The organism is Corynebacterium pilbarense, from assembly GCF_026930265.1.
In the GTDB taxonomy this organism is placed as follows: Bacteria; Actinomycetota; Actinomycetes; order Mycobacteriales; family Mycobacteriaceae; genus Corynebacterium; species Corynebacterium pilbarense.
Genome location: NZ_JANRML010000006.1, coordinates 1 through 22,383 on the forward strand (window position 1 = coordinate 1; position 22,383 = coordinate 22,383).

Genomic DNA, 22,383 nt, shown 5'->3' on the forward strand with positions numbered 1-22,383 from the left:
CACCGAGCAGCCTCCTCGCTGTCGGGAGGGGACAGTGGGAGGCGGAGGGCAAACACCGCTCCGCGACCGGGTCCGGGGGAGGTGGCGGTGAGAGTGCCGCCGTGGGCCTCGATCAATGCCTTGGAGATGGTCAGACCGATACCGGCCCCGCCGTTGTCCCGGCTGCGGGCGGCATCCCCCCGGTAGAAGCGTTCGAAGATGTGTCCGAGCTGGCCAGGTGGGATGCCCTCGCCGTCATCGGCGACGTGGATGAGCGCGGTGGACGCCCCCTGTCGGTGGACGCTGATCCGGACCTGCCCGCCGGCCGGGGTGTGCCGTAGCGCGTTCGACAGGAGATTGCTCATCACCTGGCCGAAGCGTTGCCGGTCCACGAGCACCCGGGCGGTGTCCGTAATGGTCTCGACCTGTAAATCGACGCCTTTGTCAGCATAAGCTTCCCCCGCGGCAGCAGCGGCGGTATGGAGCAGATCCCCGAGACCTTCCTCCGCCAGGTCCAAATCGATCCGGTGTTCCTGGGCCCGGGAGACATCGTCGATGTCTTCCATCAATCGGGTCAGGCGGGTGAGTTGGTCAGCCATGATCGTGTGGGTGGCATTATTCCAGTCCACGGCCCCGTCCTGGAGACTATCGAGGTAGACCGTGAGCACCGATAAGGGGGTGCCCATTTCGTGGGCCAGATCAGAGAGCATCTGGCGGCGGACCTGCTCGGTGTGTTCCAGCCGGTCGGCCATGGTGTTGAAGGCATGCGCCAGGGTGGTGACCTCGGGGCCTGCTTCTCCGGCGGGCACGCGGACACGGTAGTTGCCGGCCGCCAGGCTGGTAGCGGCGCGGGTGAGATCCTGCAGGGGGGTGCGCAGGCGACGCGATAACCACAGGCTGGCCAGCAGGGCGCTGATCAAGGCGGTGGGCAGGGCGACGGCCAGGGTGATCAGGTTGGCGTCCCGGTAGGCCTGCTCGGCATGGAACAGCTCCAGCGAGGGGTACTCCCGGCCGGTCATCAACATATGATCCTGGAACAGGGTCGGGCCCACCATCGTGGCCACGGTCGCGGCCACCAGCAGGCTAATCACCACGACCAACACCTGGGCGGCCAGGAAGCGAAAGGTCAGGCCGGGTCCGTGATTCATGGTTGCCCCACCCGGTAGCCCACGCCACGCACGGTGTCGATAAACCCCCGGCCCCGGGTGTCGGTGCCGAGCTTGCGACGCAAGTTGCCGATGTGGACATCGACGATGCGTTCATCACCGACCCAGGTGGTGTCCCAGACCTCGGCGACCAGGTCGTGGCGGGTCAGCACCTGGCCGGGGCGCAGGGCCAGGGCAACCAGCAGCTCGAACTCCGTGCGGGTGAGCTCCACGGTCGTCTCTCCCACCCGCACCTGATGGGCGACGGGGTCAAGGATGAGGTCACCAACGATCAAGGGGGCGGTCACCTGCGGTGGGGTGGTGCTGGTGCGCGGGCGGCGCAGCACCGCATGCACCCGGGTCACCAGTTCCCGGATGCTAAAAGGTTTGGTGATGTAGTCATCCGCCCCCAGGGTCAAACCGCTGATCTTGTCGTCCTCGCTGCCACGCGCGGTGAGCATGAGGATGTAGCAGTCCGAGAAGGTGCGGATCCGTCGGCATACCTCCAGGCCGTCGAGTTCGGGCAGCCCCAGATCCAGCACCACAACATCGGGGGAAAAGTGACGGGCCTCGTCCACGGCCTGGGTGCCGGTGTGTGCCTGGCGGGTATCGAAGCCGGCCCGGATGAGGTAGGAGGCCACCATCTGAGCCAGGGGTTTTTCATCATCGACGACCAGCACCCGCCCCGGGGGCGTGGCGGTGGTCGGTGTGTGGTCAGCCATAGACCCCAGTATCGCTCCGGGCAGGGGGAATACCACCCTCGCTCAGTGCCCGGCGGGAAATCTTCATCAAATCTTCAAACATCACCCTTCGACCGCCGTCACCCCTGTGCCCCACCCCGGGCCGGCGGCATCGCCTTCCCTCGTCGGTTCAGCAGGCGCCACCAGGGGTTTCACTGTCTGCACCGCATACCCGGGGCGGGTGGAAGGGCATCGCCCACGGCTGTGGGGTGGTGTTCCGGTGGTGACCCAGCCCACCGAATTCACTCCCTTTTCGCCCTGCTGTAAGGCTGTGAGCAGGGTTTTTGAATTCTAGTCCGTCAGGCACCCGTGCTAGATAAAGGTATGGCATCGACCTTGAGGCGGTGTCTTCTCATGGCCCTACCACGATCCAAGGAGATTGACGTGAAACGAGCAGCGATCGCAGCCGCCGCCCTTGCCCTCGCCCTCACGGGGTGTTCGGCCGCCGACCCGGAACCCACCGCCGATGGGACGGTGTCCCAGGACACATTCCTGACTACCCATGGCCTGGCCACCATGGACGCGGTGGAGATCATTGATCACCTCGACCGGCAGAAGGTCACTGAGCGTCCCACGGATCTGATCGCCTCAGTGCGTAACGATGAACTGCTGCTCTCGAGCGATGACCAGGAAGTCGCGCTCGATCTTCCCGACAATCAGACGTATGTCTCGATCGCACCCTATCTCACCTCCACCCACGACTGCTTCTACCACAGCCTCACGACCTGCCAGGGGGAACTCGACAATGAGGATATCCAGGTCACGATCACCGATGAGGCGACCGGTGAGGTGCTGGTGGACGAGGCGACAACCACCTTCGACAACGGGTTTATTGGCTTCTGGCTTCCCGATGATGTCACCGGCCTGATTGAGGTCAGCTACCAGGGGCGTACCGGCACCACGGAGTTTTCCACCACCGACGACGGTGCCACCTGTGTCACAGACCTGCGCCTGACGTGATGGCTCAGCAGGATCCTCACCTGCGCCTGTCTCCCGTGCCACTGAAATCTTGCACCAAGGAAGGTTAAATCATGACGAACGCGTTTTCCCGACGACAGTTTCTGCTCGGCGGGCTCGTCCTCGCCGGCACCGGGGCCGTGGCCGCCTGCACCAGCGACCCTGGACCCGCTGCCCCGGCACCAGGTCCCTCCCTTCGCCCCACTCCCACCCCCACTGCGCTCGGTGAGCCGACGGTGCGCCGGACACTGACCGCCCGGCCCCTCTCCCTGGATATCGGCGGTATCGAAGCCAAGACGTGGGGATACGTCTCTGACACCGGGGATGCGGCCATTGAGGCCACCGCCGGAGACGTCCTCCAGGTCGATATCACCAATGAACTGCCTGAGAGCACCTCCATCCACTGGCATGGCATCGCACTCCACAACGCAGCCGACGGTGTGCCCGGCATGACCCAGGACCCCATTGAACCTGGTGAGTCTTTCTCCTATGTTTTTGAAGTCCCCCACGGTGGCACCTACTTCTACCATTCCCACACCGGCCTGCAGCTTGATCGCGGCCTCCACGCCCCACTGATCATCCGCGATCCGGACGACACTGAGGACCAGGACGTCGAGTGGACCATCGTGCTCGACGACTGGGTCGATGGCATTCAGGGCACTCCCGACGATGAGCTCGACAAGCTCACCGGAATGGGTTCGGGCGACCATAACGGAATGGGAGGTCACGGCCAGATGATGCACGGCACCCCGGACCGGGTACTGGGCGGGGATGCCGGCGATGTGATGTATCCGCACTACCTCATCAACGGACGTATCCCTCGTGCTCACCGGACCTTCGAGGCTCGCCCGGGTGACAAGGCCCGCCTGCGGTTTATCAACGCGGGCGGTGACACCATCTTCAAGGTGGCCCTCGGTGGTCACCGCATGACCGTCACCCACACCGACGGCTTCCCTGTCCAGCCCCGGGAGACCGAATCGATCTACCTGTCGATGGGCGAGCGTGTCGACGTCGAGGTCATCCTCGGCGACGGCATCTTCCCGCTCACGGCTTTGGCGGTGGGTAAGGACGACCGCGCCTTCGCCGTCATCCGCACCGCCGGCGGCCAGGCCCCCAGCCCCGATGTCGACTTCCCCGAGTTGTCGTCCACCGGACTGCTTCTGTCCTCCCTGAAGCCAGCAGACCGTGCACTCCTGCCCGAGGGCACACCAGACCGAGAAGTCAGTATCGACCTGGGCGGGCAGATGATGCCGTATGAATGGAGCATTCTCACCGACGGCCAATCCTCCTCCGCGACCGTGGAGGAGGGCCAGCGCCTGCGGATGGTCATGCGCAACAGGACCATGATGCCCCATCCCATGCACATCCACGGCCACACGTGGGCGCTACCCGGCAGCGACGGGCTACGCAAGGACACTGTCCTTCTCCGCCACGGTGAAACCATGATCGCCGACCTGATCGCCGACAACCCCGGTGAGTGGGCATTTCACTGCCACAACGCTTATCACCAGGAAACCGGGATGATGAGTTCCCTGCGGTACGCCTAACCCCACAGCATGGTCGGTCGCTGGGGTGAGCTGGGTCGCTGCAGACCACCCACCAGGCCGCACGATGACCTTCTCGGTGTTGTGGTCTTCCGGGACAACCAGAACACCGTCTTCTTCCCCACGGCCCCGGAAAACCGAGATTATCTACGCAGAGGACGCGCCCTTACCGCAGGGACGCGAACAGCGCTTCGGCCTCGGTGTCGTCCCAGAGCACCACGTTGCCCACCTCGGTGTCGGTGAACCCGCCGATGGGCACGGTCTCGGTTTCCAGGCCGCCGCGCAGGGCGATGACGATGCGGGCGAGGTTCCAGGCATGGTCGTCGGAGTTGACCGTCAGCAGCGTCGGGGTGACCCACATAAGCCGCGCCATGCGGAACGGGTTGAGGTACACGGACGGGGACAGCACGCGCGTGACCAGGGTGGTCATGAACTCGCGCTGGCGTGCCACGCGGTCCAGGTCGCCCTGGGCGGTGGCGCGGGTGCGCACGTAGCCCAGCGCGGTAGGGCCGTCCATCTCCTGGCAGCCGGGTTGGAGGTTGATGTTGGCCAACGGGTCGTCGATTGGCTCGGCGACGCAAATCTCCACGCCGCCAGCCGCGTCGACCACGCCGGCGAGGCCACCCATGCCGATCTCCGCGTAGCGGTCCACGTGTAGCCCGGTGTTTTGCTCCACGGTTTCCACCAGCAGCTGCGGGCCGCCGATAGAGAACGCGGCGTTGACCTTGTCGTAGCCGTACCCGGGCACGGGCACATACGAGTCGCGCGGGATGGACACCAGCGTCGGTTTCCCGCGCAGCGGCAGGTGCATGAGCATGATCGTGTCGGTGCGCACGGTGCCCAGGTCGCCGCCGGTGCCGAGGCGTTCGACGTCCTTATCGCTTAAGCCCGTGCGCGAGTCGGAGCCCACGAGCAGCCAGTTGGTCCCCGAGGTGCCGGAGATCTGTTGGTCGGGCATGGCGGCAGTGCGGTTGAGGCGCGCGTCCGCGATCAGCACCGAGCCGATCAGCAAGGCGATGACCAGGGCAAGTATTGCCCCGCAGCCGGGGAGCTTTACTTTGCGACGTTCCTTCGGTCCCTTCCGCCTCCGCTTCGACACCTGCAGCGGGACTTCCTCCGGGGCGGGGCGCTGCTGCGCCTGCCGCTGCTGCGCCTGACGCGGCGCCTGCCGTTGCTGCGCTGGCCGGCGGCGCGGGTGCTCCGGCGCGCGGCGCGGCTCGTACGCGGTCGGGGGTTCGTAGACGGTGTGGCCCGGCTCAACCCTCGGCGAAACCCGCTGCGGGCCCGGCGACGGAACCCTGCGCGCGCGGGGTTCTACGCGCGTGAACTCGTCGGGGTGGCGGGCGACGGGATCGCGTCGAGAAGCAGTTGTGCGACGGCGAATGGGCCGGCCGTAGCGGTCCACGAGCGGCTTGCCGTCTTTGCCCAGCACGAACTCGCCCGCGTTATCGCGGGGGTCGTTGGAATGGGGCGTAGTAGACATGCGCTTAGTGTAACCAGTGTGACGGAAGTGCTTAGATTCCGAGCCACGACAGATCCAGCAGCGGATAGGCGATAAACGCCACGGCATCGATGAAAAAGTGCGCCAGGATCAGCGGCCACACCCGGCCAGTTTTATGGAAATACCAGGCGAAGATTACGCCCATGACAATGTTGCCGAAGCCTGCGGAGACCCCCTGGTACAGGTGGTAGGACCCGCGCAGCACCGCCGAGGCCGCGATGAACTGCCACGGTTTCCACCCCAGCTGCTTCAAGCGCGTGACCAGGTACATCACCACCACGATCTCCTCGCCGAAGCCGTTGGCGAAGGACCACAGCAGCGACGTCGGAATCTGCACCGCGGCGGTGGTCGGCACCACCACCTTGGACAGGCCCAGGTGCACCGCGGCGACGTAGAACGCCAGGCCGGGCAGCCCGATCAGCGCCGCAAACCCCGCCCCGCGCGCGGCGTCGGACCAGCGGGGCCAACGCCAGCGCTGGTCAAGCAGGAACCATGCCAGCCCGCCCCACGTGAGAAGCGTCAGCGCGGAGGTCGCCTGCAGCGCCAGGTCCAGCCAGGGAATCGTCGAGGCCGCGTCGTGGATGGTGGTGCTCTGCTGGTTCAGTGGGGCTTGCAACAGCGAGTCCACAAGCCGAAGCGCCGCACGCAGCCCCGCGGTGCCGAAGGTAACCGCGAGGACGAGCACGATTTCGAGCTTCAGGCGCCGAGTCATGCGCTAACTTTAACGTCATGCAGGATTCGTGGGCGCGCACTATCGAGCAGGTTGTCGGCCAGGAGTACCCCGCCGCCATGCACCATGAGCAGGCAGGCCCCGGCCACCCCGACCCGCGGACGCTGCACCCGGCGTTTTGGGGCTCCTATGACTGGCACTCGTGCGTGCACATGCTCTGCACCGCGGTGAAGATGCATTTGCGTATCGACGACCACAGGCTCGCCGACCTCCTCGACGAGCGCCTGACGGAAGAGAACATCGCCGCCGAGGCCGAGTACCTGCGCACGCATCCCGTCTACGAGCGGCCGTACGGCTGGGCGTGGGCGATGCAGCTGGTCAAGGAGTGCCGCGGCACCCGGTGGGAGGGTGCGCTCGCGCCGCTTGAGGCCCAGCTAGAGCGCAACATCGCCGCGTGGCTGGGCACGCAGCAGTGTCCGGTGCGCCACGGCGTGCACTCGAACTCGGCGCTAGCGCTGCTGCTCATCCACGACGCCGCGCCTGCGCTGCGCGAGTTGGTGGAACGCACCGCCGAAGCTTGGTTCGGCGACGACCGCGCCTACCCGCACGCGTGGGAGGTTTCGGGCCACGATTTCGTCTCCAACGGCCTGGCCGAAGCCGCGCTGATGCGCCGCGTGCTGCCGGCCGCCGAGTACGCCGCCTGGCTGGACTGCTTCCTCGCACCCGAGGCGTTCGAGTTCTACACCGCGCCGATCCAGGTCGCGGACCCGGAGGACGGCCAGCAGGCCCACCTCATCGGGCTCATGCTCACCCGCGCCTGGTTGCTGCGCGAAATTGGTAGGCCGGAAGGAACACAGGTGCTTATCGACGCAGCCGCGCCCCACCTGACCGGCGACAACTTCATGGCGACGCACTGGCTGATCACCTACGCGCTGCTCGCCGAGGATGCGGCGGAGGACGAGCCAACAAGCTGACATTCGTGTACAAACGTGCCTATGGCAGCTGGTGAGAACCCCGGGGCGGGCAGCCCGAGAGAGCCGTATCAACAGTTAGTGCGCACCATCGTCGCGGAGATCTCCGACCGCCTCCCGCTGGAGGCGTTCTACTCCGTAGTGATCGCGCACGAGGGCAAAACCTTCGTCGCCGCGATGGTGCAGCTGGAAGGCCAGCCGCCGCAGACCGCGACGATCGACTACGAGGACGAGCACCGCACGCTTTTCTACGAGGTGTTCTGGCAAGAGGTTGCCCTGACCGGCCAGGGCGGACCCACCCAGCTGTACGCGGCTAGCTTCGCGCCCAAGTCCAACTCGTTTGTCTACCACGGCAGCCACCCGTACGACCCAGCCGAGGGCATGCCGGATGCGGCGGCGCTGCAGCGCTTCGCGCAGCGACTTCAAATGGCGCACGCGGCCGCGATGGTGAACGCGCACCTCTACCACCGCTCGGCCATGAAGCCTGCGTTTCGTCCCTCTGGCGCCCACCTGACCGAGGAGCTGTTTACCATACTCGGCTGGGAGATCCACCAGCAGGCGCAGTACTTCGGCGCGGATTGGGCAGCACTGAACGTTTTTTTCGCGATGACTTCCGGCCCGGAAGGCACGCAGCTTGAGCAGGTGGACGCGATTTTTTACATGGAGAACCTCTCCTACATCTACGGCGTGTTCTCCCGCGCCGCGCTCGAGCCCTTCGCCACCGCCTACGCCGACGCGCTAGCGGACGGAAAGCCGTTCCACCACGCGCAGGTGCAGATCACCATGGACAAGCAGATCGATGAAGTCACCAGCGGCGCGTCGTGGGACGAGTGGGCCGAGCGCATCCGCACCACCGCGGAGAATTGGAGAGACGTGGCTAACGACACCCACCCGCTGCTGCAGAGGCAGCCGTGACGAGGGTCGCCTACCTGGGCCCGGCCGGCACGTTCACGGAGGAAGCAGCCCGCAGCTTTCGCATCGACGGCGCGCAGTACGTGCCCGTCGAGTCGCCGGCCGCAGCGCTCGCCGCCCTGGACGCCGGTGACGTCGACTACGCGGTATGCGCGATCGAGAACTCCATCGACGGCGCGGTGACTACCACCATGGACGCGCTCGCCGCCGCTGAAAACGCGCGCATCGTGGGGGAGACCGAGCTTGCCATCGCGTTCGCAGTGATGACCAGGCAGGGGCACACGCTTAGCGACGCCCTCCGGCTCGCCACCCACCCCGTCGCCCACCAACAAGTCAAGCGCTGGATCGGACAGCGTGCACCGAAAGCGCAGTTCATCCCCGCCCCCTCTAACGCCGCGGCGGCGAAGATGGTGGCCGACGGCGACGCCGACGTGGCCGTCGCCCCCGAACGTGCGGCGGCGCTGCACGGGCTGGAAGTGCACGCCCGCGGCGTCGCTGACGCGGAGACGGCGCGGACCAGGTTCGTGCTCGTCGCAAAGCAACCTGCCCTGCCGGAACCCACCGGAAACGACCGCACCGCGATTGTCTTCCGCACGAAGAACGAACCCGGCGCCCTGGTGCGCGTGCTGCAGGAATTCGCCGCACGCGGGGTGGACATGACGCGCATCGAGTCGCGGCCCACGCGCGAGGAGCCGAACACCTACGACTTTTTCGTGGACCTGGCAGGCCACGCCAGCGACGCGGCGGTGGCGGAGGCGTTAGAAGCCTGCGCCGCGCACACCACCGCGATGCGGCAGCTGGGCACTTGGCCGCGCGCGGCGCGCTAGCCGCAAAGTTCATGTACAACAGTGCATATGGTCTTTACCATGCCAACGGACAGGTACCCATGGGCGGGCGACGCGGTTGAGCGCTTCGAGTACGAAGTGCGAAGCCAGATGCACTACGTGCAGGAGAAGTTCCCGCTGAGCTTATTTATAGGGCACACCCAGCGGCGGCAAGCGTTCTTCTTCGTCCTCCGGGAAATCGAGGGGCGCGTGGGGCTGGTGGACCTCAAGTTCGAGGAGCAGCTGTACCGCCTCATGTACGAGGTGCTGCTTAAGCGTCGCCCGGCCGAGGACCCGTGCTGGGGGCTTGCGGTGCACTACGACCCAGCCGCCGACGAGATCCAATACCGGGGCCTTGACGGCCTGGGCGCCATGGAGGATGAAGAGCGCGCGCTAGAAGTGCAGCGGGTGGCTCGGGAAATGGGCGGGCTCTCACCCGAGAACTAGCCCCAGCCGAGGGCGTGGAGCTCGTCCTCTTCCAGCCCGAAGTAGTGGCCCACCTCGTGCAGCACGGTCACCTTCACCTCGTGGCGCAGCTGCTCCTCATCCACGCAGATCGCCTCGAGGGCGTTTTTGTACACGAACACCGCGTCCGGCAAGAACCCGGAGTGGTTCGAGTGCTGCTCCGTCAGCGGCACGCCCTCGAACAGGCCCAGCAGGGTCGGATTGTCCGGGTTGTAATCCCGCGCCAGGATCACCATGTTTGTCATGTGCTGGGCGAAACTATCGGGGATGGTGTCCAACGCGTCGTTGATCATCTCCTCGAACGCCTCGTCGCTGACCGGGAGCATGGGCTACTGCACCGGTGCCTGCGCCGGATCCTGGGCTGCGCCGGCTGCAGGGTCCTGCGCGTCTGCGTCGGGCGCGGGCGCGGTCGGGGCCTGCTCTTCCCGCAAGGGGCGGCGCGGGGGGCGCTCGGGGGGCGGAGCGTCGTCGATAAGCAAATGCTCACGGCCCTGCGTTGCGGAACCGGCGAGGTTGGCGAAACCGCCCTCCGGGCGCGAGAACATCAACGCGCAATTCACGCTGCGGGAGCCGCCCTCCCAGGCTGCGGGGGTCTGCGTGGTCCAGAACGGGCGCAGCGCGATCTGGTAGAGGTTCTCCTCGCTGCCCATGTAGTCTTGCGCGGCCTCGGTGCATACGTCCTGGAGGTGCTTGTCCTGCTCCTCAACGGCCGGGGTGTGATCCGGGAAAACCTTCTCCAGCGAGACCTGGTTGGTGATCTCCAGCTGGTGCGGGTCCGCGCACTTCACCGCGGTGAGCGTGTTGGATGCGTCGATGGCCACGCACTGGCCCGCCTCGAACACGCGGGCCTGGTCCTGGTCCGCCACGCGCCCCGAGGTCAGGATCGGTTCGCCGGCGCGGTTGGTCTCCTGCAGCCCGCACAGCATCGTGCGGTCCCCGCGGGCCCACGCGTCCGCAGGCGGCAGGATCGGGGCGATGGAGTAGCGGCCGTTCGGGTCGTACTTGCCGCCTAAGTACCGGAACGTGCCGGCGCCACACAGCTCCTCGCGCAGCTGGGCCTGGCGCGTCGGGTTCGGCATCGGCGCCTCCGGGCCGAACTCGGAGGTGGGGTAGGTGGCCAGATTCTGGCGCAGGGACACCTCGAAGCGGTGCTCTCCCTCGCAGTCCGCCTGCTCGAAGCCGGTGATCGTGCCGTCTTCGGCCACCTGCCAGGTCAGGCAGGCCCCCGCGTCGGCGGTTGTGAACGTCGTGGCCTGATCTGGCGAGACGGTGGAACTGGCGGTGGTGGAGGAGGCCTGCGCGCCGGGCTCAGTCTCCGAAGTGCCGGCGGCGAGCGTGTACGTGCCCGCGCCGACGGCACCCGCCAGTGCGGCGATGATGAAGGAACGCAGCGCGCTCTGTTTCGAAGCCATGGCGGCCCATTATTCCACTTCTCGCGCTACTCGAGTAGTTAGCCGGTAGCGGTCCGTGCGGTACACCGAGGAACAAAACTCCACGTTGTGTGGTCCTGACCGGGCAAAACGCACGATATGCAGCAGGGCTGCGTCCGGCTCAACGTCCAGCAGCGGGGCGTTGTCCGGCCCGGCCGTGACCGCGGTGACAGTCTGCTCCGCCTCGGTGACCCCGAGGCCGTAGTGCTTGTCCAGCAACGTGTACACGGAGTGGTAGACGTCGTTTTCCAAAAGGTCCGGCACGAGCGTGGCGTTGTACCAGGCGTCGTCGACGGCGTACGGTTCGCCGTCGCCAAGCCTCAGCCTGCGCAAACGGATGTGCGTGTCGGTGGCGGCGGTGCCGAAAAACTGCGCGACCTCCTCCGGCGGGGCGGTGCGCTCGCACAGCAGGATGCGTGACGACGCCTCCACGCGCTGCGCCCGCATCTCATCCGAGAAACTCGCCAGGTGCAGACGCGACACCAACGGCGCCGGGGCAACGAACGTGCCCTTGCCGCGCACACGGCGCAGCCGGCCCGCCGCCACCAGATCTCCGATCGCACGGCGCACCGTGATGCGGGAGACGCCGTACTCGTCCTCCAGCGCGCGCTCGCCCGGGAGCGGGTCGCCGGGGGAGAACTCCTCGGCAATGCGGGACTCCAAAAGCGAGCGGAGCTGCTCGTGCTTGGGCACAGGGCCGTCTGCGATCGGAAGGGTCATACGCCCACCATAGCCCACTGGTTATGACCGGATGTTGTTGTGCCGTTGCGGCGTCGGCAGACAATGTAAGGTGAACAAGCGTGATTGATCTGAAGCGTGTGCGCGAAAACCCCGAGGCCGTCCGCGAGTCCCAGCGAGCCCGCGGCGAAGACCCTGCGCTTGTGGACGAGCTGCTGGCCGCCGACGAAGCCCGCCGCTCCGCCATCCAGAAGGCGGACGAGCTGCGCTCCGAGCAGAAGGCGTTTGGCAAGAAGATCGGCCAGGCCGCCCCCGAGGACCGTCCGGCGCTGCTGGAGGGCTCCAACGAGCTCAAGGCCCGCGTCAAGGAGGCTGAAGCGGAGGAGGCTGCGGCGCAGGAGAAGCTGGAGAAGCTGCAGTACTCCATCGCCAACATCATCGAAGGCGCTCCGGCCGGCGGCGAGGAGGACTTCGTCGTCCTCGAGCACGTCGGCGAGGTGCCCGAATTTGACTTCGAGGTCAAAGACCACCTGGATTTGGCCGAGCCGCTCGGCATCATCGACATGAAGCGCGGCACCAAGGTCGGCGGCGCACGCTTCTACTACCTGGCGGGCGACGGCGCCTGGCTGCAGCTGGGCATGCTCATGCTCGCCGCGCAGAAGGCACGCGAGGCCGGGTTCAAGCTCATGGTCCCGCCGGTGCTGGTGCGCCCGGACGTCATGCAGGGCACCGGCTTCTTGGACGCTCACGACGAGGAGATCTACTACCTCGAGCGCGACGACATGTACCTGGTGGGCACCTCCGAGGTGGCCCTGGCTGGCCTGCACCAGGACGAGATCATCGACCTGTCCGACGGCCCGCTGCTCTACGCCGGTTGGTCCTCCTGCTTCCGCCGCGAGGCCGGCTCCTACGGCAAGGACACCAAGGGCATCCTGCGCGTCCACCAGTTCGACAAACTGGAAATGTTCGCCTACTGCAAGCCGGAAGACGCCGAGGAGATGCACCAGAAGCTGCTCGGCCTGGAGCGCGACATGCTCGCCGCCGTGGAGGTGCCCTACCGCATCATCGACGTCGCGGCCGGCGACCTCGGCTCTTCCGCCGCCCGCAAGTTCGACACGGAGGCGTGGGTGCCGTCGCAAGGCACGTACCGCGAGCTGACCTCCACCTCCAACTGCACCACCTTCCAGGCGCGCCGCCTGCACACCCGCTACCGCGACGCGGACGGCAAGACCCAGACCGCCGCCACCCTCAACGGCACCCTGGCCACCACCCGCTGGCTGGTAGCCATCCTGGAAAACAACCAGCAGGCGGACGGTTCCGTGCGCGTTCCTGAGGCGCTGCGCCCGTGGGTGGGCAAGGAAGTGCTCACGCCGTAATGGATACGCGCCGATACCGCGGGTTCACGGTCCCGCGACTCTACGAAGGCATCGCCGCCAACCGCGACGAAGCAGTGGAGAAGTTCTACCAGGGCCTCGTCGGCTTCGCCCGCCGCCTCATGCGCGCGGCGAACATCGAGGTCACGGTCATCGGCGCCGAAAACATCCCGGCGGAAAGCGGCGCGTTACTCGCTGGCAACCACACCGGCTACGCCGACTTCATCCTGATGGGCACCGGGCCCTACCTGCACGGCGAGCGGCTCGTGCGGTTCATGGCCAAAAAGTCCGTCTTCGACGTACCCGTGTTGGGCTGGCTGCTCAAGCTGATGAAGCACGTGCCGGTGGACCGCGCCCGCGGCGGCGCCTCCATCGCGCCGGCGGTGCAGATGCTGCGCGAGGGCAACCTCGTCGGCATCTTCCCCGAGGCCACCATCTCGCGGTCGTTCGAGCTGGCCAACTTCAAAACCGGCGCCGCGCGAATCGCCCACCAGGCCGGGGTGCCGCTCGTGCCCTGCGTGATTTGGGGCTCGCAGCGCATCTGGACCAAGGACCTGCCCAAACACTTCCGCGACGTGCCAGTCATCGTGCGCTACGGCGAGCCCGTCCACCTCACCGGCGACGCCGAGGCAGACACCGCCGAGCTCAAACGCCAGATGCAGTTGCTTCTCGACGCCTCACGGTCCGAATACGCCTCCCTCTACACCGACGGCGCGGGCGAAGCATGGATGCCGGTGGCGCTCGGTGGCACCGCGCCCACGCCCGAGGAGGCCGAGGAGCTCTACGCGAAGGAACGCGTTGAGCGCGCGGCAAAGAAGCAGCGCAGGAAGTGACAACATGAACGCCGCCCCGCGCCTGATCATCTCCGACATCGACGGCACCTTCATCACCTCCGCCGGACGAGTCACCGACCGGCTGCGCACAGTGATCGTGCGCGCCGTCGAATCCGGCGCGCACTTCGGCCTGGCTACGGGCCGTCCGCACCGCTGGCTGATTCCCGTGCTGGAGCAGCTGCCGATCGCGCCGGTGTGCGTGTGCGCAAACGGGGCCGTGGTCTACGACCCGGCTTCGGACCGGGTGCTGCACGCCTACGAACTCGCACCGGCCGCGATGGCCGAGGTCGTCGAGGTGGCGGAGCGCGTCCTCGCCGGTGTGCCGCACGGTTACGGCGTGGAACGCGTCGGCTCGTCCGCGCTCGACCCGGAAGAAGAGTGCTTCATCATCACCCCCGAGTACAACCGGGACGCCTGGGACAGCCAATTCGGCGTCACTGACACCCAAACGCTGATCAGCCAACCCGCCGCGAAACTGCTGGTGCGTTGCTCATCCATGACCTCGGCGCAGATGTTCGAGCTCATCGCCCCCGAGGTGGACCCGGAGCTCGCTCACGTGACCTACTCCATGGACGAGGGCCTGATCGAAGTGTCCTGCCCCGGCGTGGACAAGGCCGCCGGCGCGCGCTACCTGGCTGAGCGCTACGGCGTCACCGCCGCCGACGCCATCGCATTCGGCGACATGCCCAACGACCTCGAGCTTCTGCGCTGGGCCGGCCGCGGGGTGGCCATGGCCAACGCCGCGCCCATGCTTCACGACGCCGCCGACCACGTCACCGCCACCAACGACGAAAACGGCGTCGCGCAAATGCTCGAGCGCTGGTTCTAGCTCGCCTTTTTCGCTAGCTCGGCCAGCCAGACCCGGTAGGGAGTGTCCAGCCGGTTCGCCAGCTGGTGCACACCCGGGCGCTGGTCAATGGCGTTCTGGATCTGCGCGATGAACTCCCCGGTGCCCGCCCTGTCCCACCCGACCCTGCGCACCACGGCGCCTTGATTCTGGAGTTGGGTTTCGCGGTGGCGTTCACGTCGTAAAGCTTCTGCTGCATCCCCGAACACCCCGCTGTTCTTCTCCAGCCCGTCCGCCTAGGCGACGGTGGGCCACCCATCTGCCTCAGTGATGCGGAACCCCACCTGGAACTCGATGGTCTCCACCCCCGTGAGGCGGCCCTGCGCGATCGCGCGCAAAATCGCATAGCGCACGATTGTCTCCAACGCGCTCGCGGACGTGTCGGCGGAGTAGCAGATCAGTTCACGGAACGCCCTGATGCCGCGGGCGCGGGTGAGCGTTTCGGTCTTTTCCAGCAGGTAGTCCGTGGTGAGGTGCTCGTGCTTGAAGCGCGCGGACTCGATCTGCACCAGCGCCTCGATCGGGCCGTAGTAGCGGAACGAGTCAAACATGGCTCGTATCGCTGTCGCGGTGCGGATGCCGTTGTGCTCCACGAACTCGGCCGCGCGGAGGAGGCCGCCGTGATACACCTTGCGCGGATCCTTGTCACCCCAGGTCCGTGAGTTGCCGGGCAAGGCGAGATCCACCTTTGTTACCCAAGTCTTTGTGGAAAGGTCAAGCCACCGTGCAGCGGCCGGGCCAGTGATAACTGCTGTCTTGCACCGCGAAGCGATGTCCTTGATCAGCTGGATTTCTGCGTCTCGTTTCTGCTGTAGATCCCCCATGCGCCCACTATGCCTTTCGTGGTCGGGCGGGTGAAGGTGGATCTTGTCGATTTCAGTGGGCAGTGGTGTCTACACACTTTTTGGACACGGAGTCTGGTGACTTTTTGGACATGTCTGTGTGGGGGTCCCCGCTGGTGGTGGTGTGAATCTGCTAGTTGCGCTGATCTGCTAGTTGGCCGGGAGACGCAACTAGCAGATCAACTGTCCAAGTTTGTGTTTTCCCAGGTGTTATTGAATTCCGTTGTCGGTAAGGGCATGATCTGCTAGTTCGGGGTCAGGCTGATGCGGGGGCAACTAGCAGATCAGCGACAACTAGCAGATCTGCACGCTCGGCCCTGTCCACGACCCCGCAAGCTCCCGGCCACCGGACAGGCACCCCCGCCCCCGCCCGTAGAATCACGCGCATGGCTTTGATTGCGGCGATTGACCAGGGTACAACGTCGACACGCGTGTGCATCACAGGCACCGACGGCAAGGTCGTCGCTCAGTCGCAGTTCGAGCACGCCCAGCACATGCCGCAAAAAGGCTGGGTGGAGCACGACCCGATGGAGATCTGGCGCAACACGCGCCGGGCGTTGAGCGAGGCGCTCGCGGGCGAGGACATCAGCGAGCAGGACATCGACGCGCTCGGCTTGACCAACCAGCGCGAAACGGCCGTGATCTGGGAAAAGGAGACCGGTAAGCCGATCTATAACGCCATCGTGTGGCAGGACACCCGCACGAACCACGACGGTGACGCGGAGAAGTTCCTGCGTAAGACGGGGCTGTTGCACAACTCGTACCCGGCGGCGCCGAAGTGGGCGTGGATCCTGGATAACGTGCCCGGCGCCCGCGAGCGAGCGGAAAAGGGCGAGCTGCTCGCGGGGACGATCGACACTTGGCTGATCTGGAACCTCACCGGCGGCGCGAAGGACCTGGATCGCGCGCTGCACCTGACGGATGTGACTAACGCGTCGCGCACCCTGCTCATGGATTTGGAGACGCTCCAGTGGGACATGCAGCTTTGCGACGAGCTCCGCATCCCGCCGCAAATCCTCCCCGAGATCCGCCCGTCGGTGGGCAACTTCGGCAAGATCCGCCCCCGCGGCCCGCTGGCGGGCGTGCCCATCACCGGCGTGCTGGGCGACCAGCAGGCCGCGCTGTTCGGTCAGGGCGGGATTCGCGAAAACGACGCGAAGATGACCTACGGCACGGGCCTGTTCATGCTGCTCAACACGGGTGGCACGCCGAGGTTCAGCGACCGCGGCCTGCTCACCACCGTGGCGTACCAGATCCAGGGCCAGCCGCCGGTGTATGCGCAGGAAGGCTCGGTGGCGGTGGGCGGTTCGCTGATTCAGTGGCTGCGCGACCAGCTGGGCATCCTCGCCACCGCCGCGGAGTCCGAGACGTTAGCCAGCCAGGTCGAGGACAGTGGGGGAGTGGTGATCGTGCCGGCGTTTTCGGGGCTGTTCGCGCCGCGGTGGCGCCCCGATGCGCGTGGGGTGATCGTGGGGTTGACCCGGTTCGTCGATAGGCGGCATATCGCCCGGGCGGCGCTCGAGGCGACCTGTTTGCAGGCACGCGAGGTGGTGTGCGCGATGGGCGGGGAGCCGCAGGCGCTCAAGGTCGACGGCGGGATGACCACGAACGACCTGCTCATGCAGATGCAGGCCGACATCCTGGGCCTGACAGTGGAGCGCCCCGCGAACACGGAGACCACGGTGATGGGTGCGGCGTCGGCGGCGGGCATGGGCATTTCGCTTATCGACGAACCGCTGACGCTCGGCCCCTCAACTACCTGGGAAAACGAAATGGCCGGCCCCGAAAGGGACCGGCTTGTCGCCGCCTGGGAGGACGCGGTGTCGCGCTGCCTCAATTTGGCATAACCGCTAGGCCCGAGCTTGCGAGGGCCTAGTTGGTGTTGATGTCCACCGTGTTGGCGGACGGGTTGTAGGTGATGAAGCCGCCTTCGAAGTCCACGCGGACGGTGTCGGCGGTGGGGTTGAACTGCTGCGTTACCGGCATGCCCAGCGGGCCGGCGTCGAGGCCCTGCTGCAGCCAGGCCTCGGCGATCTTGCCTACCAGGGCGATGATTTCGCCTTCGTTGTTGCGGGCGCCGATGCCGTTGGAGTACAGCGCCACGGCCGGGTCGGTGGGGCCGCCGACGCCGGCGACGAGCTTGCCCAAGGTGGGCTCGAGTGCGGTCCAGACCTGGGCGGCGTCGCTGGAGCCGAAGGCGTTGAGGGTAGGTGCCACGGCCGGGCTGATCTGCTTGGCTAAACCGGCTGCTTGTGCCAGCGTCAAACCTTCGAAGACCTGGGTGTCGCCGGCGGTGGAGACGGTGGGTAGCTTGTCCTGGGCTGCCAGGAACAGCAGCACCAGGCCGATGGCGGTGCCAGCCACGGTGGCGATGGCGTTCGGGTCGCCGGAGGACAGCGCGGCCAGGGTGCCGTCGGGGGTGCCGTTGCTCGGGCTGCCCTGGCGCGTCGGCGTTGGCGTCGGCGCGGTTTCGGTGGCGCGGGAGTTCGGATTTGCCGGGGCAGCATCCGTCGCGGTCGTGGTCGCCGTCGCGGTCGTGGTCGCCGTGGTGGACGTGCTGTCGTTGCCGCTCAAGCGGTCCAGGATGGAGCCGAGGCCGGAGCGGCTTCCGCCCAAGGAGCGGTACTTCGTGGCCGCAGTTGCGCGGATCACGGGCAGCTTGGAGTACAGGTTATCGCCCGGGCAGGTGTTGTAGTGGAAGTCGCGGTGGGCGTTGATGTTGCTGAACATCGCGCCCTGTCCGGCTGCGTACTTGGAGCCGCGGAAGTTGCCCTCGGCGACGTGGTAGCTGGAGCCGGTGGGGTCGAAGCCCGCGACGGCGGCCTTCCAGCCGATGATCTCGCCCATGGCGCGAAGGGCGGCCGAGGTGGGCTCGGCGGTCTGGTAGTCGCCAAGCATGGACACGCCCCAGGTGTTTTGGTTGAAGGAGCCGACGTGGGCGCCCTGCGGGCCGCGGTCCATGCCGCCGGCGCGGCCTTCGTAGATGTTGCCGTACTTATCGACGAGCGCGTGGTAGCCGATGTCTCCCCAGCCCAGGTTGTTGGTGTGGTAGTTCCAGATGCCGCGCACGATGCCCGGTGCCTCGGCCTCGGAGTAGTTGTTGGAACCGGCCGTGTGGTGCACGGTGGCGGCGGTGGTGGGCTCGGAGTAGTACGGGGTGCTGCTGCGGCCGGCGCCCCACTGCGCGCGGGTGACTACCTCGGGCATGCCGCGGGTGTAGGAATCGGCAACCGGTTGGATGCCGCCTTGCACGGTGCCGGTGCCGCCGTCCAGGAACACGGCTTCGATGTCGTTGGCGGTGGTGGGGGCGTCGGAGACGGCGCGGCCGCCTTCAAGCAGGTCCACGTTGCCGGTGGAGACCTGGATGCGCTTAGTGCGGCCGACGTAGATCGGCTCGGTGCCGAACTTGTCGGAGCCCGCCTGCGGGTCTGCCGGATCCATCTCGAACCACTCGGACCAGGTGCCGTCGGCCTTCTGGGAACGCACGTAGGCGGCCACGTCGCGTTCGCCGGTCCAGGTCAGGCCTACGATGGAGAACTCGCGGTCGTTGGAGAATTCCTTGACCACGCGGCGCACGTGATTTCCTTCGCCGCCCTGGGTGCGGATGGCGGCGTCGTCGACGGTGATGTTGTCGCCGGCCGCGAGCGACGAGGTGGTGGTGTAGACCTCCGGGGTGCCTGCACCGAGGGACTGCACCTGCAGGATGCGGTTGCCGCTGAATGCGTTGGCGGCAACGAGTGCTGTGACGAGGAGGACGGACACGATCACGGGCATGATCGCGGCCCGGGCGGGTCGGGCCGCGCCGCCCTGAATGCTGCGACGTTGCTGCACAGTAATACTCCTGAGATTCTATGGGGTCACTGCGAAAGCAGTGGCAAATGTGACAGAAACGAAGTGTAGTGCAAGTTCAAGTCTCAAGAAAGACTTGAGACTTCTGGGGCGTGTCGCGGCGGAGCTCCGTCGATAGGCAACTGTGCGAAAATAGGCCGCATGGCATACGACCTCATTGTTGTTGGATCGGGTTTCTTCGGCCTCACCGTGGCCGAACAGGCGGCGAGTGAGCTGGGCAAACGCGTGCTGGTGGTGGAAAAACGCAGCCACATTGGCGGCAACGCGTACAGCGAAAACGAGCCGGAAACCGGCATTGAGGTGCACAAGTACGGTGCGCACCTGTTCCACACCTCCAACGAGCGGGTGTGGGAATACGTCAACCGCTTCACCGACTTCACGGATTACCAGCACCGCGTCTTCGCGATGCACGACGGTACCGCCTACCAGTTCCCCATGGGGCTCGGCCTGATCAACCAGTTCTTCGGCCGCTACTACTCGCCGGAAGAGGCGAAAAAGCTCATCGAGGAGCAGCGCGAAGGCCTCGACCCCGCGGCCGCGACGAACCTGGAGGAGCGTGGCATCGCGCTTATTGGCAAGCCGCTCTACGACGCGTTTGTGAAGCACTACACCGCCAAGCAGTGGCAGACCGACCCCACCGACCTGCCGCCGGAGATCATCTCGCGCCTGCCGGTGCGTTACACCTTCAACAACCGCTACTTCAACGACACCTACGAGGGCCTGCCCGTCGACGGCTACGCCGCGTGGCTGGAAAAGATGGCGGAGCATGAGCTTATCGACGTCCGCACGGACACCGACTGGTTCACCGTCGCTTCTGAGGTTCGCGCCGAGAGCCCGGACGCGCCTGTGGTCTACACCGGGCCGCTGGACCAGTACTTCGACTACGCCGAGGGCCGCCTAGGCTGGCGCACCCTCGACTTCGAGCAGGAAGTGCTCGAGGTCGGCGACTTCCAGGGCACCCCGGTGATGAACTACAACGACGCCGATGTGCCGTACACCCGCATCCACGAGTTCCGCCACTTCCACCCGGAGCGCGCCGAGTACCCCACCGACAAGACCGTGATTGTGAAGGAGTACTCCCGCTTCGCGGAGGACGACGACGAGGTGTACTACCCGATCAACACCCCGGAGGACCGCGAGAAGCTCGAAGCTTATCGACGCCTCGCGGCCGAAGAATCCGAGCGGAACAACGTCCTGTTCGGCGGCCGGTTGGGCACCTACCAGTACCTGGACATGCACATGGCCATCGCCGCCGCGCTGACCCTGTTCGACAACCAGCTGCGCCCGTTCTTCGAGTCCGGCGAGCCTTTGTCGCAGCCCCGCGGGCACTAGGGGGCGGCATGGCAATTCAAGAGATTTTCGTTCACCCCGACTGTCCGGACTGCGCGGGCATCATCGTCGAGTACAACGACAACCCGAACAGCTTCGGCGACGCGGAGCTTGTCGACGTCACCGAGCTCGGCAGTCTGAAGCGTTTCCTGCACTACCGTGACCGGCTGTCCGGTTACGCCGCCGCTCGGGACGCCGGCAAGATCGGGGTGCCCTCGAAGGTGCTCGACGGCACCACGGTGGAGTTCTTCGACGCGGTGTAGCTTCGGGTCACTCCGGCCATATTCTAAATTGCTCCATGGCCTCGGTGGCGGGGTGTGAGCGCAGATACTCGCGCATGTAGGGAAGTTCGTAGTCGACAAACCCGTGCGAGGTTGGCCGGATCATTTCGGCGTCGATTAGCCGCTTTCGGTATTTGCCGGCGTACTGCGAATCCACGCCCATCCGTGTTGCGATTTCAGACATGCGGGAAGGTCCGTCGTCGGCAGACATTGCGGTGAGGAATGTCCGGTCCACTTCAGATAGGTCTGCGAGTGAAGGCTCATGTACCAGCTGTCCAAGTTTGCGACGAGCATCGGCGATACCGCTGGTTACTGCGTCCACATCGATCACATCGCCATGCAGGTTGCGGAACGCGTGCTGCCCAACCAGCTGAATCATGAAGGGATACCCGCCGGTTGCGGCAGCAGCGAGGTCTAGCGCATTTTCCGTCCACATGACTCCAATCTGTGACGTGGTTCGATCTAGTGCGTCGCGTACGTCTGCAATAGGGACCATCCCAGTTTCAATACGGTTTGCTCTCCGGAGAAACGTCACGGGATTTCGGCCTTCATCCGCGGCGAGAAGCGGTTTTACCGCGCCGGGAATACCTGCCATTGCCACGGCGATTTCCCGATCTTCTCTCACGAGATGCTGGATCGTCGTACCAAACTCGACGATCTCGTTCATGTGGGCGTAATGCAGTTCGTCGAGGGTGATAAGAAGCCCAACTGGGTCTTGGCCCAGGCGTTCATCTTGGGCCGCCTGGTGATCGAAGAACTCCTCGAGCACGGTACGCAGACTCGGGATCGGTGAATACGTTGAGGTCGATTCAGTTGTGAACCCCAAGTTCAGCGGTCCGGTCACACCGCTAAGTCGGCGTTTGGGTTCTCCCGCTTCGTCCTGAAGGAGGCGGTAGGCGCGATCGCGAATGCGTTCAGTGAATCCCCTTGTCGTTGTTTCGGAGATGACGTGCCAAGAGTGGGCCTTTGCGACGCCTTCGAACTCGTTGAGGAGGACGGTCTTTCCCACGCCCCTGGGCCCAGTCACTATGGAAATGCGTTCGTGACTGCCCGGTCCGTCCCAGATTGCGGAGTCGAAGTCGTGAAGGAAGTGCTCACGGCCTGCGAGGACGGGTGGAGTCTTTCCTACCGTCGCGGTAAACGGGTTTCGTCGACGGGGCGGAATTGACGGCATAGCTTCCTCCTTACAACCTCTTACTATTTTTACTATTTT

General features: G+C 65.8%; 23 protein-coding genes. 12 read left to right on the forward strand and 11 right to left on the reverse strand.

Annotated elements, in window-relative coordinates; translation table 11 throughout:
- Both copS and copR read right to left on the reverse strand, forming a co-directional pair.
- A partial coding sequence (copS, locus tag NUW87_RS05965) for a two-component system sensor histidine kinase CopS (RefSeq protein ID WP_269027682.1) occupies positions 1–1,127 on the reverse strand: 1,127 nt, incomplete at its 3' end.
- Positions 1,124–1,846 (reverse strand): two-component system response regulator CopR, encoded by a 723-nt coding sequence (copR, locus tag NUW87_RS05970; protein ID WP_269027683.1) that lies wholly within the window; start codon positions 1,844–1,846, stop codon positions 1,124–1,126. The genes copR and copS, both read right to left, overlap by 4 nt.
- A gap of 402 nt (positions 1,847–2,248) precedes the next feature.
- Between copR and NUW87_RS05975 the strand changes: the two genes are divergently transcribed.
- Together NUW87_RS05975 and NUW87_RS05980 are read left to right on the forward strand one after the other, a co-directional pair.
- A complete protein-coding gene (locus NUW87_RS05975) occupies positions 2,249–2,824 on the forward strand; it encodes a CueP family metal-binding protein (protein ID WP_269027684.1) in 576 nt (191 codons plus the stop codon).
- 71 nt (positions 2,825–2,895) lie between these two features.
- Positions 2,896–4,368 carry a multicopper oxidase domain-containing protein gene (locus NUW87_RS05980; protein ID WP_269027685.1) on the forward strand — a complete coding sequence of 491 codons (1,473 nt, stop codon included), beginning with the start codon at positions 2,896–2,898 and terminating at the stop codon, positions 4,366–4,368.
- 163 nt (positions 4,369–4,531) lie between these two features.
- Here NUW87_RS05980 and NUW87_RS05985 read toward each other — a convergent pair whose 3' ends face one another.
- Both NUW87_RS05985 and NUW87_RS05990 read right to left on the reverse strand, forming a co-directional pair.
- Positions 4,532–5,848 carry an LCP family protein gene (locus tag NUW87_RS05985; RefSeq protein WP_269027686.1) on the reverse strand — a complete coding sequence of 439 codons (1,317 nt, stop codon included), beginning with the start codon at positions 5,846–5,848 and terminating at the stop codon, positions 4,532–4,534.
- A gap of 31 nt (positions 5,849–5,879) precedes the next feature.
- The gene (locus NUW87_RS05990; protein ID WP_269027687.1) at positions 5,880–6,578 is read right to left on the reverse strand and encodes a CPBP family intramembrane glutamic endopeptidase; all 699 of its coding nucleotides are present in this window, start codon (positions 6,576–6,578) and stop codon (positions 5,880–5,882) included.
- Positions 6,579–6,595: 17 nt separating this feature from the next.
- Here NUW87_RS05990 and NUW87_RS05995 point away from each other — a divergent pair, with 17 nt between their 5' ends.
- The 4 genes from NUW87_RS05995 to NUW87_RS06010 are packed head-to-tail and all read left to right on the forward strand — an operon-like array spanning position 6,596 to position 9,690.
- A complete protein-coding gene (locus NUW87_RS05995; protein ID WP_269027688.1) occupies positions 6,596–7,510 on the forward strand; it encodes a DUF2891 family protein in 915 nt (304 codons plus the stop codon).
- A 21-nt stretch (positions 7,511–7,531) separates the two neighbouring features.
- A complete protein-coding gene (locus tag NUW87_RS06000; RefSeq protein ID WP_269027689.1) occupies positions 7,532–8,422 on the forward strand; it encodes a hypothetical protein in 891 nt (296 codons plus the stop codon).
- Positions 8,419–9,246 carry a prephenate dehydratase gene (gene pheA / locus NUW87_RS06005; protein WP_269027690.1) on the forward strand — a complete coding sequence of 276 codons (828 nt, stop codon included), beginning with the start codon at positions 8,419–8,421 and terminating at the stop codon, positions 9,244–9,246. The genes NUW87_RS06000 and pheA overlap by 4 nt, the downstream gene beginning before the upstream one ends.
- A 39-nt stretch (positions 9,247–9,285) precedes the next feature.
- The gene (locus NUW87_RS06010; RefSeq protein WP_269027691.1) at positions 9,286–9,690 is read left to right on the forward strand and encodes a hypothetical protein; all 405 of its coding nucleotides are present in this window, start codon (positions 9,286–9,288) and stop codon (positions 9,688–9,690) included.
- Here NUW87_RS06010 and NUW87_RS06015 read toward each other — a convergent pair.
- The 3 genes from NUW87_RS06015 to NUW87_RS06025 are packed head-to-tail and all read right to left on the reverse strand — an operon-like array spanning position 9,687 to position 11,858.
- On the reverse strand, positions 9,687–10,034 hold the full coding sequence (locus NUW87_RS06015; RefSeq protein WP_269027692.1) for a metallopeptidase family protein: 348 nt from the start codon (positions 10,032–10,034) through the stop codon (positions 9,687–9,689). The two genes, NUW87_RS06010 and NUW87_RS06015, sit on opposite strands and share 4 nt — an antisense overlap.
- A 3-nt stretch (positions 10,035–10,037) precedes the next feature.
- Positions 10,038–11,120 carry a septum formation family protein gene (locus NUW87_RS06020; protein WP_269027693.1) on the reverse strand — a complete coding sequence of 361 codons (1,083 nt, stop codon included), beginning with the start codon at positions 11,118–11,120 and terminating at the stop codon, positions 10,038–10,040.
- Positions 11,121–11,129: 9 nt separating this feature from the next.
- Complete coding sequence (locus NUW87_RS06025; protein WP_269027694.1) at positions 11,130–11,858, reverse strand: GntR family transcriptional regulator; 729 nt, start codon at positions 11,856–11,858, stop codon at positions 11,130–11,132.
- Positions 11,859–11,938: 80 nt separating this feature from the next.
- Here NUW87_RS06025 and serS point away from each other — a divergent pair, with 80 nt between their 5' ends.
- Genes serS through NUW87_RS06040 form a run of 3 tightly spaced genes read left to right on the forward strand, consistent with a single transcriptional unit; the run spans position 11,939 to position 14,851 of the window.
- Positions 11,939–13,192: a serine--tRNA ligase gene (gene serS / locus NUW87_RS06030; protein WP_239217506.1), complete on the forward strand. Its 1,254-nt coding sequence runs from the start codon at positions 11,939–11,941 to the stop codon at positions 13,190–13,192.
- Positions 13,192–14,022 carry a lysophospholipid acyltransferase family protein gene (locus NUW87_RS06035; protein WP_269027695.1) on the forward strand — a complete coding sequence of 277 codons (831 nt, stop codon included), beginning with the start codon at positions 13,192–13,194 and terminating at the stop codon, positions 14,020–14,022. The genes serS and NUW87_RS06035 overlap by 1 nt, the downstream gene beginning before the upstream one ends.
- Before the next feature lie 4 nt (positions 14,023–14,026).
- A complete protein-coding gene (locus tag NUW87_RS06040; RefSeq protein WP_269027696.1) occupies positions 14,027–14,851 on the forward strand; it encodes an HAD family hydrolase in 825 nt (274 codons plus the stop codon).
- Here the strand turns inward: NUW87_RS06040 and NUW87_RS06045 are convergent.
- Both NUW87_RS06045 and NUW87_RS06050 read right to left on the reverse strand, forming a co-directional pair.
- A complete protein-coding gene (locus tag NUW87_RS06045) occupies positions 14,848–15,078 on the reverse strand; it encodes a hypothetical protein (RefSeq protein ID WP_269027697.1) in 231 nt (76 codons plus the stop codon). The two genes, NUW87_RS06040 and NUW87_RS06045, sit on opposite strands and share 4 nt — an antisense overlap.
- Before the next feature lie 27 nt (positions 15,079–15,105).
- Positions 15,106–15,693 (reverse strand): hypothetical protein, encoded by a 588-nt coding sequence (locus NUW87_RS06050; protein ID WP_269027698.1) that lies wholly within the window; start codon positions 15,691–15,693, stop codon positions 15,106–15,108.
- 404 nt (positions 15,694–16,097) lie between these two features.
- On the opposite strand from NUW87_RS06050, the gene glpK reads away from it, so the two are divergent.
- On the forward strand, positions 16,098–17,558 hold the full coding sequence (glpK, locus tag NUW87_RS06055) for a glycerol kinase GlpK (RefSeq protein ID WP_269027699.1): 1,461 nt from the start codon (positions 16,098–16,100) through the stop codon (positions 17,556–17,558).
- A 25-nt stretch (positions 17,559–17,583) separates the two neighbouring features.
- Here the strand turns inward: glpK and NUW87_RS06060 are convergent, their stop codons facing one another.
- Entirely contained in the window at positions 17,584–19,542 is a 1,959-nt protein-coding gene (locus NUW87_RS06060; protein WP_269027700.1) for an N-acetylmuramoyl-L-alanine amidase, read from the reverse strand.
- Positions 19,543–19,701: 159 nt separating this feature from the next.
- Between NUW87_RS06060 and glf the strand changes: the two genes are divergently transcribed.
- Together glf and NUW87_RS06070 are read left to right on the forward strand one after the other, a co-directional pair.
- Positions 19,702–20,892 (forward strand): UDP-galactopyranose mutase, encoded by a 1,191-nt coding sequence (glf, locus tag NUW87_RS06065; protein WP_269027701.1) that lies wholly within the window; start codon positions 19,702–19,704, stop codon positions 20,890–20,892.
- Between the two features lie 8 nt (positions 20,893–20,900).
- Positions 20,901–21,152, forward strand: a complete 252-nt coding sequence (locus tag NUW87_RS06070; protein ID WP_083290083.1) for a hypothetical protein — start codon at positions 20,901–20,903, stop codon at positions 21,150–21,152.
- Between the two features lie 7 nt (positions 21,153–21,159).
- On the opposite strand, the gene NUW87_RS06075 is transcribed toward NUW87_RS06070, so the two are convergent.
- Positions 21,160–22,344, reverse strand: coding sequence for a DUF8462 domain-containing protein (locus NUW87_RS06075; protein WP_269027702.1), 1,185 nt, complete (start codon positions 22,342–22,344; stop codon positions 21,160–21,162).
- Between the last annotated feature and the right edge of the window lie 39 nt (positions 22,345–22,383).